The organism is Nocardia sp. NPDC004340, from assembly GCF_053602575.1.
This window is the reverse complement of sequence record NZ_JBSGDW010000005.1, coordinates 620955-633152: the sequence shown is the minus strand read 5'-3', so window position 1 is coordinate 633152 and position 12198 is coordinate 620955. Positions and strand designations below refer to the sequence as shown.

The 12198-nt window shown below is 67.3% G+C and carries 9 protein-coding genes; 3 read left to right on the top strand and 6 right to left on the bottom strand.

The features are described from left to right. Window positions 1-42: 42 nt before the first annotated feature. The 3 genes from ACWEOI_RS23930 to ACWEOI_RS23920 all read right to left on the bottom strand — a co-directional run bounded on the left by ACWEOI_RS23930 (window position 43) and on the right by ACWEOI_RS23920 (window position 2462). Window positions 43-303 carry a hypothetical protein gene (locus ACWEOI_RS23930; protein WP_433667028.1) on the bottom strand — a complete coding sequence of 87 codons (261 nt, stop codon included), beginning with the start codon at window positions 301-303 and terminating at the stop codon, window positions 43-45. Between the two features lie 520 nt (window positions 304-823). Then, on the bottom strand, window positions 824-2023 hold the full coding sequence (locus tag ACWEOI_RS23925) for a lipid-transfer protein (protein ID WP_452361055.1): 1200 nt from the start codon (window positions 2021-2023) through the stop codon (window positions 824-826). Further along, window positions 2016-2462, bottom strand: a complete 447-nt coding sequence (locus ACWEOI_RS23920) for an OB-fold domain-containing protein (RefSeq protein ID WP_433591193.1) — start codon at window positions 2460-2462, stop codon at window positions 2016-2018. Before ACWEOI_RS23920 ends, ACWEOI_RS23925 begins: the two co-directional genes overlap by 8 nt. Before the next feature lie 106 nt (window positions 2463-2568). Here ACWEOI_RS23920 and ACWEOI_RS23915 point away from each other — a divergent pair, with 106 nt between their 5' ends. Then, window positions 2569-3324, top strand: coding sequence for a GTP-binding protein (locus ACWEOI_RS23915; protein WP_433667030.1), 756 nt, complete (start codon window positions 2569-2571; stop codon window positions 3322-3324). A gap of 6 nt (window positions 3325-3330) precedes the next feature. On the opposite strand, the gene ACWEOI_RS23910 is transcribed toward ACWEOI_RS23915, so the two are convergent. Further along, window positions 3331-7107 (bottom strand): P-loop NTPase fold protein, encoded by a 3777-nt coding sequence (locus tag ACWEOI_RS23910; protein WP_452361054.1) that lies wholly within the window; start codon window positions 7105-7107, stop codon window positions 3331-3333. A gap of 148 nt (window positions 7108-7255) precedes the next feature. Here ACWEOI_RS23910 and ACWEOI_RS23905 point away from each other — a divergent pair, with 148 nt between their 5' ends. Both ACWEOI_RS23905 and ACWEOI_RS23900 read left to right on the top strand, forming a co-directional pair. After that, window positions 7256-7864: a cutinase family protein gene (locus tag ACWEOI_RS23905; protein WP_452361053.1), complete on the top strand. Its 609-nt coding sequence runs from the start codon at window positions 7256-7258 to the stop codon at window positions 7862-7864. A 106-nt stretch (window positions 7865-7970) separates the two neighbouring features. Continuing rightward, window positions 7971-9524 (top strand): acyl-CoA carboxylase subunit beta, encoded by a 1554-nt coding sequence (locus ACWEOI_RS23900; RefSeq protein ID WP_452361052.1) that lies wholly within the window; start codon window positions 7971-7973, stop codon window positions 9522-9524. A 15-nt stretch (window positions 9525-9539) separates the two neighbouring features. On the opposite strand, the gene ACWEOI_RS23895 is transcribed toward ACWEOI_RS23900, so the two are convergent. Together ACWEOI_RS23895 and ACWEOI_RS23890 are read right to left on the bottom strand one after the other, a co-directional pair. Then, window positions 9540-11582 (bottom strand): M3 family metallopeptidase, encoded by a 2043-nt coding sequence (locus tag ACWEOI_RS23895; protein WP_452361051.1) that lies wholly within the window; start codon window positions 11580-11582, stop codon window positions 9540-9542. 259 nt (window positions 11583-11841) lie between these two features. Next, entirely contained in the window at window positions 11842-12123 is a 282-nt protein-coding gene (locus ACWEOI_RS23890) for a thiocyanate hydrolase (protein ID WP_452361072.1), read from the bottom strand. Between the last annotated feature and the right edge of the window lie 75 nt (window positions 12124-12198).

Genomic DNA, 12198 nt, shown 5'->3' with positions numbered 1-12198 from the left:
CCGGGCGAAACCGCCCGGCGACCGCCGTCGTCCACTCCGACGCTAGTGCGAGGAGATTCCGGCCGAGAGGGTGCTCAGGACGCCGTTGGCGTACCCACCGCCGAACGCGCTGCCCAGGCCCGCGCCCATGGCGGTGAGGTCCACCGACCCGGTGCCGATCGCGTTGCCCAGTTCCGAGGCCGAACCGGACGTGACGGGCAGATCCACCGGAGTGGTGAGCGGAATCCCGTCCGCCGCAGCCGTTCCGATGCCGGCTCCGAGCAGCGCGGCCGACGCGATGCCCACAAGAATCGTTCGTTTCATAAACTGTCCCTCTTATCCAGGTTGTCGGAACGGACGAGGTCGTCCCACTCCGCGCGCCAGAGCATATGAAATATCGCTAATTCACATGAGTGTTTTGGACCGTTTGGTATCCCCGCCACAGTGACCCCCGGGCGGCGGTTGTGAATAGTCCCCATTAGCGAATAAGTCGCCGGGGAGCGGTCCACCGCCACCCAATCCGCGAAGTACATGGTTCGAACCATGGAACCCGGAAGCGGAGTCTTTGCCCTACTGACCAATTCGGGCCGGGCACAACGAGAACGGCCCGCCGGGCCAGCTTCAGGATGGTCGGCGCGATCCGCGTGGTCAGCACGGCATCGTTCACGACCGCGCGCTTCGCCCCGGGACCGAAGACCACCAGCGTCCCGCCATTTTTGTTCCGCGCAGAATATTTCACGGTGGAATCACATATTCTGGACAATTGCCCAGTTCCGAATTGTCGTTATCAACGACGAGAACCCGGGCCGAAGCCCGGGTTCTCGAAGTATTCGCCGCGAACGAATCAGCGCGTCACGATGGTCGCCGAACCGTGGCCGAACAGGCCCTGGTTCACCGCGATGCCGGCGCGGGCGTTCTCCACCTGACGGCCGTCGGCCTGGCCGCGCAGCTGCCAGGTGAGCTCGCAGATCTGGGCGATGGCCTGGGCGGGGATGGCCTCGCCGAAGCAGGCCAGACCACCGGAGGGGTTGACCGGGACGCGGCCGCCCAATGTGGTTGCGCCGCTGCGCAGCAGCGCCTCCGCGCCACCGACCTCGCACAGGCCGATGTCCTCGTACCAGTCCAGCTCCAGCGCGGTGGAGAGGTCGTAGACCTCCGCCATCGACAGGTCCTCGGGGCCGATGCCGGCCTCCTCGTACGCGGCGTGCGCGAGGGAGGACCGGAAGGTGTGCGGCGGCGGCTCGACGGCCAGGGCCGAGTCGGTCGCGAAGTCCGGCAGGTCGAGCACGGTCTTCGGGAAGACCGGGGTGACCGTCGACAGGGCGCTGATCCGGACCGGGTCGGCGATGCCGTGCTTGCGCGCGTAGTCCATCGAGGTGAGGACCAGGGCCGCGCCGCCGTCACTGGTGGCGCAGATGTCCAGCAGCCGCAGCGGATCCGAGACGATGGCCGAGGCGGCGATCTCCTCGACCGACACCTCCTTGCGGTAGCGCGCGTTCGGGTTGTTCAGGCCGTGGCGGGCGTTCTTCACCTTGACCGCGGCGAAGTCGTCGAGCGTGGCGCCGTGCAAGGCCATGCGGCGGCGGGCGTACAGCGCGAAGTAGATCGGGTTGGTCGCGCCGAGCAGGTGGAAGCGCAGCCAGTCCGGGTCGTCGCGGCGTTCGCCGCCGACCGGCTGGAAGAAGCCCTTCGGGGTGGTGTCGGCGCCGATCACCAGCGCCACATCGGTGAGCCCGGCCAGGATCTGGGCGCGCGCGTTGGCGATGGCCTGCGCACCGGAGGCGCACGCGGCGTAGCTGCTCGAGATGCGCGCGCCGGACCAGCCCAGCGCCTGCGCGAAGGTCGCGCCGGCGACGAAGCCCGGGTAGCCGTTGCGGATGGTGTCCGCGCCGGCGATGTAGCCGACGTCCTCGTGCTTGATCCCGGCGTCGGCGAGCGCGGCGCGGGCGGCGACCAGTCCGTACTCGACGAAGTTGCGTCCCCACTTGCCCCACGGGTGCATGCCCGCGCCGAGGACGGCGATATCGCGATTCGTGTCAGTCATTGACCGGCCTCCACTTCCACACCGTGTGCTCCGCCTCGTCGTCCTCGTACAGGGTGCCGATGGCGAGTTCGACGGGCATGCCCACGGCCAGGTCGTCGACGGTGAACCCGCGCACCACCTGTCCGAGAATGACCATCTTCTCGACCTCGAGCTCGACCGCCGCGATCACGTACGGCTCGAACGGGTCACCCGAGACATACGGGGCGGGCGGCTTGTACCGGGCATCCGCGTACGACCAGATCCGGCCACGCGTGGAGAAGAGGTAGTCCTCCAGCTCGGAGCCGTCTTTCGGGCCCGCGCACCGGGGGTTCCGGCAGGCGAGGGTGTTCTTCGGGAAATACGGTGTGCCGCACTCCTTGCAGCGGCTGCCGCGCAGCCGCGCCACACCGTCATCCGCAGTGAACCAGTCGGCCACGGCGGGGCGTTGTTCTTTCTGCACAAGCCCGACGGTATAGGAACACGTTCTACTTTGGGGGCGAATTCCCCACGCGCGATCCACCCCCGGAGGTACGGTGAACCCTCGGATTGAGGAGTAACCCACCGCGATGGCCACCAAAGCTATTGACCCGCAGTCGATCCGCAACGTGACGCTCATCGGCGACCCCGCCGACACCACCCGACTGCTGCACCGCCTGCACGGCTCCGCCCACCCAGGCCCCGAGCTGCGCTGGTCCGCCGATCGAGCCGATCACACGATCCGCCTGTCCGAGGTCTCGAGCCACGCCCCCATCCCGATCCTGCAACGCGCCATCCGTGTCGCCGACAGCGTCATCGCCGTCGTGAACGCCGCCGAAACCAACGCGCCCCGCCTGGAGACGATCCTCCAGATCGCCGACGACCACCAGGTCGCGCGCCTCTGCCTCGTCACCTCCCTCGACGATCCAACCGCCAACTTCCCCCGCTGCCTGCGCACCATCGCCGACACCCGAGGCGCCATCCCCCTGACCCTCCAACTCCCCCTCGGCACCGGGACCGCCTTCGAGGGCGTCATCGACCTCCTCCCCCTCTGGGCCCTGGAACCCCTGGCCGCCGAAATCTACGGCCCCCACTGGAAATCCGCCGAACACGGCTACCACGCCCTGATCCGCACCCTCACCGAAGACACCCCAGACTCCACCGAACTGACCCTCGACCACCTGCACCGCCGAATCCGCTCCCTCACCCGCCTGGGCGACGTAGTCCCGGTCCTGTGCAGCGCCACCCCCCGAAGCAACGACACCGCCCCCCTCCTCGACGCCATCGTGCGCTACCTCCCCTCCCCACTCGACGTCTGCCAACCCGAGCACGCCCTCGACTACTGATCCGGGTCACATCAGGCGGTGTGCCAGATCCGCGACCGCCTTACCGTCGTAGGCCTCCAGCAGGCCGCGCAGGTTGGCGAGGGCTTTCCGATGCCGCTCCGGATCGATCCCGAGTCGCGCGACACCCAGCTGCCAGGCTTCGTCGTCATCGACGGCTTCGGCAAGGATCCGCAGGCCGTGCTGCTCGGCGTCGTGCCGGTTCAGAAATGGTTGCAGCGCAGGCCATCGGGCGATGATCTCGGCGAGCACCACGAGATGCCGGGCTCGATCGATGCGCGCCACCGGATCGTCGATCGGGTCGCCCGCCGACAACACCCGCTCGTAGAGCTGCCAGATATTGATGAGCCGCTTGGCTTCTCGAATCGATCGATCGGGCTGGGCGGCCAGGCGCTCGACCAGCAGACCGCGTACCCGGGGATGCTTTTCCATCAGCCGCCACGGCACCGTCTGAACGATCGTCCGGCCCGTGAGCAAGGCACGGGCCGGGGACACGGATCGGGCCGGGGCGGAGGCGGATTGCGCGACGACCGGCTGCGGACTCTCGCTCGCGGGTGGCCCGGGTACCCCGACCGGGGTTGCTTCGACCGAACTGAAAGGTACTGCGAGAATCGCACCAACTTCACCGGTCGCCCGGTCGACGAAGCTCGAAATCGCCTGGCTGGAAATCCTCGGCACGGTGACCGGCAGTTGAACCAGCTTCCGCAGGAACGCCCACCCGATGCTCGGGTCATCGCCCTGCGGTCCGATTCGATGGCTACCGACCGTCTCGTACGCGCTGTCCAAATGCGCGGCGACCACCGCCGGATCCACCCCGATGACGAACCGGGCGTGATATCCACCCGACGTCAATCCGGTCAGGAAGAGATTCACCGCCTCGAAGACCTCGGAAATCGTTGCCGCCCTGCACCGATCCAGATCATCGATGAACACGATCAGGCTGTACCCGGCCGCATTGACGTCCGCCATCATTTCGCTGACATCGTGCTGATGCAGATACAACGAACCCCGCGCGGCCTGCCGCAGCGGATCGATCGGCCCGGCTTCCCCCGGCTCCACAGCCGTCGGCACCGACAGCCCCGACATACTCACCGGCCCCGAAAACACGTCGTACGGCAAATAACCGACCGCCCAACCCCGGAAGTACCGATACGCCGAATGCACCGCCCCCGCGAGCAACAACACCACCGCGGGCGTCACCGCCAGCACCGCCGCCACGGCCGAGTCCAGCAATCGGAACGACCGCCCCAACTGCCCGATCGCCAACGCCAACGGCAATGCCACCGTCACCAGCGCCACACCCCACAATGGCGAAACGATCCGCCGGCGCAGAGTCCGATACAGCGCGTACCGATCCAGCCGCACGATATTGTGCGCGAACCAATACCGCTCCCGCTCAGCCTCACTCGGATACAACGCGGGCTCGACCGCCTCCACGATCGCCTCGGTCAACCCCGCCCAGATCTGCTCACCGGACTGATGAGCCCACGGATTGAACCAGGCCGTCACCACACCGCGCCGCGGTGCAGCCGCCGGCCCCGGCCCGGGCGGTGCCGGACGCTTCAACAGTTTCATCGCACCGCGCACAGTCAACCGCCGCGGCCGAACCCCTTCGTGCGCTGGGTGATCCGAGCCCGCGCTGATCTTCTGCCGCACCAACTCCATCAAAGTGCTCTTGCCGCAACCCCAAGGGCCTTCGATCGTCACGATGGCGGGTCCGGCCATATCGTTCTCGGCGGACCCGATCGGCGGACTCACCTGGTCCGCGATCGCGTTGACGAGAACCGTGCGGTCGAGCAGGTCCTGCTGCGCGGGAGAGTCCGAGAGCCCCCAGATGCCTACCGCACCGACCTCCACGGTCCGCAGTTCGATCCCGCGCTCGGGATCCCACATCTTGACGGTGCCGTCGTCCCCCGCCGAGGCCAGGCGCACTACTCCGTCGACGGTCTCCCAGCTGGTCATGGTCCGCAGGCCCGCGCGGTGGTTGGTCAGCGCCGCACCGATGGCGCGGGCGGACGCGGGGTCCCAGACGCGAATCCCGTCGGCGCCCGCCGAGGCCAGCCTGGCGCGACCGTCCGGACGGACCCAGGCGGTCAGTGCGCGAATCGTGCCGATGTGCCCGCTGAGAACCGTCTCGGTGATTGGAGTTGTGTCGAGATTCCAGACGCGAATCATGCCGTCGTAGCCACCGAGGGCGATGTGGGTGCCGGCCTCGTCTTGCCAACTGCACAGGGAGTCGAGCCCTCGGGCCTGATTGATCACTTCTTCTCGGATCAGCAGTCCAGTGTCCGGATCCCAGATCCGAACCGTGCGATCCGCGATAGAGACCATCGTCGTGGCTCCGTTCGCGGATTGCCAGCAGGTCAGCACCATTACTCCGCCCGGATGCTGAATCGCCTCGCCCACCGAGTCACCGGTGGCGAGATCCCACACCCGCACAACCGCCTCATCGCCGCCCGACGCGAGTCGCAGCGTTCCATCGGGCGTGCGCCAGATCGCGAAGGCCGACACTGACGCGACGTGCGCTACGAACTCCGTACCGATCGGCGTGCAGGTCTCCGCGTCCCAGAAGCGGACCCGGCCGTCCAGCGTGCCCGAACACAGTCGCGTGCGGCCGTCCAGTTCGGACCATGTCGCGAGCGCCCAGACTCCGGGCCCTCGGTACTCCGTCGAATCACACAGCAGCCGACCGGAATCCGGGTCCCACACCCGAATGACACCGTCCGCACCCGCCGAAGCGAGCCGCGGCTGCCCGGCACCGGTTTGCCAACTCACCACGCTCCACACCGAAGCCGTATGCCCGGTGGTGATTTCGTACACTGCCGTGTCGCTGCCGATATCCCAGCCACGGATCCGGCCGTCCGCCAGCCCGCTCGCGATTCGAATGCCACCCTGCGGTGTCCGCCAGTGCGCCAACGCATTCACCGCCATCGGCGACCCTCGCAGTCGCACACCGGTTTCCCGACCGGTGGCCGCGTCCCAGAGGGTGATGTATCCGCCCGAATCACCGGTCGCCAGCAGCCTGACTCCGTCGGCCCACGACGTCATGGCCCACAAGCCCCTGCCGACGTCGATCCGCACCGATGCGGAACCCGCGGTCGAGAGGTCCCAGATGTGCACGATGCCGGTCTGACTACTACCCGCGGCGAGGTACCTCGATCCCTCGGGCCCGGACCAGGTCGACAGGTCTTCGACGCCCGACCCGGAGTCGAGCGGCCCGCACACCAGCGACCCGTCCCGCGGATTCCACACCCGCACCATGCCATCGTCGCCCGCCGACGCCACCAGCCACTCCCCGTCTGCCCCTTCCCAGCAGATCAGCTCCGCTACCGGACCGGTGTGGCCCTCGAACGGCTCACCGATTCTCGTGCCGGTCAACGGATCCCAGATCCGCACCGTCGCGTCGTACCCGCCGGTCGCGACTCGAACCCCCTCGGGCCCGGACCAGCACGCCAGCGACCGCACACTGGTCAGGTGGTCGGTGTCGAATCGGCCGATCAGGGCACTGGCATGTGGATCCCACACGCAGACAAACCCATCGGTGCCCGACGACACCAGACGAACCCCCTCGCCTTCCCGCCAATATCCCAGCGTGAACACCGCGTGGACGTGCCCGACGAGCGGCCGCCCCACCAACTCACCACTCGCCCCGTCGAAGACCTTGACCGTCCCGTCGGATCCCGCCGACGCGAAATACGCAGTCCCGTCCCCCATCTCCCACGCCAGCAGGTCCTTGATCCCCCCGGGCTGCGCAGGCAACCACTGGTCCGAGTCCGCGCCACTCACCGCCGGCCCCCATCTGCCCCGCGACCGTTGTGCCCACCAGATTACCGATCCCCGACCCCGCCGGAGAACCCCGAATTAACCACCAAACCGGTCTGATCATTTTTGCGTAAGCTGAAGTCGGATTCGCCGTGTTCGAGAAAGTACGACCATGGGTAGAGCAATGGCGCTCCTCGCCGCGCTACTGATGAACATCCTCATCCCCATCGCCCCGGCGATGATCTCCCAGGCTGGTGCGGACAGCTGTGTCGGGACCTGGACCATAGGGATCGGCGGTGGCGACAACGTCGAGTCGGCATTCACCCCGTATGCCGACCGGGTGATCACCTACAGTTCCGTCGCCCCGGTATCGGCGATCGACGAACTCGACCGGCTGTTCTGGTCACACCGAGCAGAATGCCCGGGCGACCATATTCGCTTGATCGGCCACAGTCAGGGCGCGGCCATAGTGCACGCGTGGATTACCGACCACCCGAACGCCGCGAACGCGAACGCCATTCTCCTGGCCGACCCCAAGCGCGCCCCGGGTCCCGGCGGCGGCGGGGTGTCCGCGACGCCCGGCAATTCGCTCGTCGGTTACCCCCTCGCCGGTGTGGACGATTGGTTCGGAAACGTCCCGGTTCTCACCGTCTGCAACCACGACGACCCGATCTGCGACGCCTCGGCCACGTGGCGGGGTTACGCCGAGGGCGCCCACCTCCGCTATGACTTCGACGTCAACGACTACGGAAACTGGGATTCCGGCGTCTGGTATCGCTAGCCGACGCCTGCGCGAACCGTGCCGACGAAAAGGTGGGCCCCCGTTTTCCGCCGATACCGCCTAACCTCGCTGATGCACAACGGTTCGGCTCAGAAGGTGGCAGTAAGTGATCGGTACGCGGGCGAAGCTCGATGAACTGGCCAAGATCCTGGAGATCGCGGCGGAACCGGCGGGGGAAGCCGGAGTCGTCAAGCGGGAGAAGAAGGGAATTCCGAGCGTTCGGCAGCGGGTGCACATGCTGCTCGATCCCGGGACATTCATCGAGACGGGGGCGCTGGCTCGGCAGCCGGGGCAACCGGACGCGCTGTACGGTGACGGGCTGGTGACCGGTCGCGGACTGATCGGGGGCCGGCCGGTGGTGGTGATCTCCCATGATCAGACCGTGTACGGCGGGTCGGTCGGGGTGACGTCGGCGCAGAAGTTCATGCGCGCATTGCAATTCGCGTTCGACACCGCGTGCCCGGTGGTGACGATCAACGATTCCGGTGGCGCGCGCATCCAGGACGCGGTCGGTTCCATCGCCTCCTTCGGCGATATCTCCCGGGTGCTGGAGAAGCTGTCCGGCTATGTGCCGCAGGTGTCGATCATTCTCGGGAAATGCGCCGCCGGTTCGGTGTACGGGCCCATCAATACCGACGTGCTCATCGGCACCAAGGATTCCTACATGTTCGTCACCGGGCCGGACGTGATCAAGGCCGTCAACGGTGAGGACGTGAGCGCCGAAGAACTCGGTGGCGCCGAGGTGCAGGCCAAACGCGGCACCCTGCACCACGTGGCCGACACCGAGGAAGAGGCCTACAAGTGGGCGCGTGATTACCTGAGCTATATGCCGACCAGCTGCCTCGAGCAGCCGCCGATCGTGAATCCCGGTCTGGAACCGGAGATCACGGCGCACGACCTGGAACTCGACACGGTCATCCCGGATTCCGATCGCTCCGGATACGACATGCACGAGATTCTGCTGCGCCTCTTCGACGACGGCGAATTCCATGAAATCCGAGCGGCATTCGCGCCGAATCTCATCACGGGATTCGCCCGCGTCGACGGCTATCCGGTCGGTGTGATCGCCAATCAGCCACTGGTGCTGGGCGGTTCGATCGACGCGGCCTGCTCGGACAAGTCGACCTACTTCATCCGCCTGTGCGACGCGTTCAATATCCCGCTGGTGTTCGTCGCCGACACCCCGGGCGTGCTGCCGGGTCTCGCGGAGGAGGCGGCCGGCGTGATCATTCGCGGCGGCCGCACACCCCGGGCGATCATCGAGGCCACCGTCCCGATCATCAACCTGGTGGTGCGCAAGTCCTACGGCGGCGCCTACGGCATGATGGCGGCCCGGCAGGTCGGCGCGGACATCAGCCTGGCGTGGCCGACCGCCCGCATCGCGGTGATCGGCGCCGACAGCGCGGTCGACCTGCTCGGCAAGCGCCAGTTGGCGGCGATGCCGGAGGAACACCGCGCCGCCGCCCGCGAATTCATGGTCAACCAGTACAACGAGACGATCGCGACCCCGTGGATCGCCGCCGAACGCGGCTACATCGACGCGGTGATCGAACCGTCCCGGACCCGCCTGGAAATCCGCCACGCCCTCCGACTACTCCGCGACAAGCCGAAGGTGAAGCCGGAATTCAACCCGCGCAAGCACGCCATCTACCCGATGTGAGCCGATGCGGCCCGGTCAGGCGGTCAAGCCTCGCCGGGTCAGCAGGGGTTCGATGATCGGCGGGCGGCCCCGGAACGATTCGAAGGCCGCCATCGGGTCGACCGACCCGCCGCGGGAGAGCAGTTCCCGGCGGAACGCCGCACCCTTGTCGCGGATCGACGCGGCATCGTCCTCGAACCAGGTGACGGTGTCGGCGTCGAGCACCTCGCTCCAGATGTAGGAGTAGTAGCCGGCGCCGTAGCCACCCGCGAAGATGTGCGAGAAGTAGGCAGTGCGGTAGCGCGGCGGGATCGCGGCCAGGGCGACACCGGCCTTGCCGAGGGCTTCTGCCTCGAAGGCTTCTGCCTCGACGCCGTCCGTGGCCCCGGCGGGCAGGCGGTGCCAGGCCCAGTCCAGCAGCGCGGCCGCCAGGTATTCGACCGTCCGGAACCCTTCGCCGAACTGTCCCGCCTCGAGCATGCGCTCCACCAGCTCGGCGGGCATCGGCTCCCCGGTCTCGACGTGCTTGGCGTAGTTGGCCAGCACCTCCGGGCGGGACATCCACATCTCGTTCACCTGCGACGGGAACTCGACGAAATCGCGGGGCACCGCCGTCCCGGAGAAGAACGGATACCGCACATTCGAGAACAGCCCGTGCAGCGCGTGGCCGAACTCGTGGAACAGGGTGCGCACGTTGTCCCAGGTGAGCAGGGCCGGTTCGCCCTCCGGCGGCTTCACGATATTGAGGTTGTTGACCACGACCGGGTGCGTGCCCAGCAGCGTCGACTGGCCGACCAGGCTGTTCATCCACGCGCCGCCCCGCTTGGACGGGCGGGCGAAGAAGTCGCCGAGGAACAAGCCCAGACCGGAGCCGTCGGCGTCGAAGACCTCGAACACCCGGACTTCGGGGTGATAGCCGAGCAGATCCGGGCGCTCCTGGAAGGTGACGCCGTACACCTCACCGGCTGCGAAGAAGACGCCGTCCCACAGCACGCGTTCGAGCTCGAAATAGGGACGCAACGCCTCGGCGTCGACCGAGAACTGTTCCGCGCGAATCCTTTCCGACCAGAACTGCCAATCCCAGGAGCGCAGGTCCTCGTCGTCGCCCGCCGCGCGCATGGCCGCGGTGAGTTCGCCCTGTTCCCGCTCGGCATTGGCCACCGCGGGCGGAACGAGCTGCGCCAGCATCTCCTCCACCGCGTCCACCGTCTTCGCGGTCTGGTCCTCGACCACGTACGCCGCATGATCGGAGTACCCGAGCAGCGCCGCCCGCTCGGCCCGCAACGCCGCCATCCGCACCGCCAGCTCGGCATTACCCCCGTCCGCGCCGAACCCGCGCCCCAGCGACGCCGCCATCATGCGCTCCCGCACATCCCGGTCGGCCAATTCGGCCAGCACCGGCTGGTTCGACACATTCTGCAGGCTCAACGCCCACGCCCCCGTATGCCCGAGCGCCGCCGCGTTCTCGGCCGCGGCCGCCACCGCCGCGTCCGCCAGCCCCTCCACCTGCTCGGCCCGATCCAGAATCAGCGCCGCGGCATTGGTGTTGGCCAGATTGTTCTTCTTGAACAGCGTCGACGCCGACGCGAGCTCGGCATTCAACTCCCGCAACCGAGCCTGTTGACCCGCGTCCAGCCGCGCGCCCGCCCGCACGAACCGCAGCCGATACCGCTCCAGCAGCCGCACCTGCTCCGCATCCAGCCCGAGCTCCCCGCGCCGCTCGTACAGCCCCTCGATCCGTTCGAAAAGCTCCCCGTCCAGCAGGATCGAATCCTCGTGCGCCGCCAGCCGAGGCGACACCTCCGCCTCGATCGCCTCGGTCCGCTCCGTCGAATCCGACGACGCCACATTGAAGAACACCCGCGACACCCGCCCCAGCAACTGCCCCGACAACTCCAGCGCCTCAACGGTATTCGCGAACGTCACCTCCCCCTCGCCTGCCGTGATCCCCGCGACCTCGGCCAGCTGCTCCGCCATCCCCCGCTCGAACGCGGGCAAGTAATGCTCGTCCCCGATCTCCGCGAACTCCGGAAGCTCATACGGCAGCACACTGCGCTCAAAGAAGGGATTCCTCGACATACGCGCCACCCTACGTACTAGCCACCCCCACCGCCCATCCGTAAGTAGTCGACCAGCAGAAATACCGGAAACTACGGATTCCTCCCCTGCCCCGACACCCCACCATGGATATCAGCAAGTACTTGGCAACACCGTCACCCCCATTCGGCGGAATCGCCCGACAGATCTCGCCAATGACGTCGAGATCAGGCTCAATGAAGCGCCGCAGTCGTTCAGATCGACCGAATGGGGTTGTCACATCCTCCGCTCGCCCTCCTGGTCAGGCTTCCAGTCTGGCTCGGATGGTGGCGAGGCGTTCCCGGAGTTCGGATTCGTCGATGACGCCGCGGACCACCAGCGAGTGCGCCAAGGCGACGAGCTGGTTTTCCGGGTAGGGCAGGTCTGCGTAGAGCGTCGACGACAATGAGTCCTCTTCGTCGCGCCGCTCCTTGAAATCAGGGATGTTCGCCGCGCAGGCGGCGTTGTCCAGGGCGTCGCACATCCCGTCCAGGCTGGTCTTCCAGGGCGGCACCGGGTTGCTGACGCCGTATTCGGCGGCCATCCGGGGCCACACCTGGTTTCGTTCCACGATGCCCCGCAGCGACGGGATTTCTTCCGTGCTCACGATTGCCCGCTC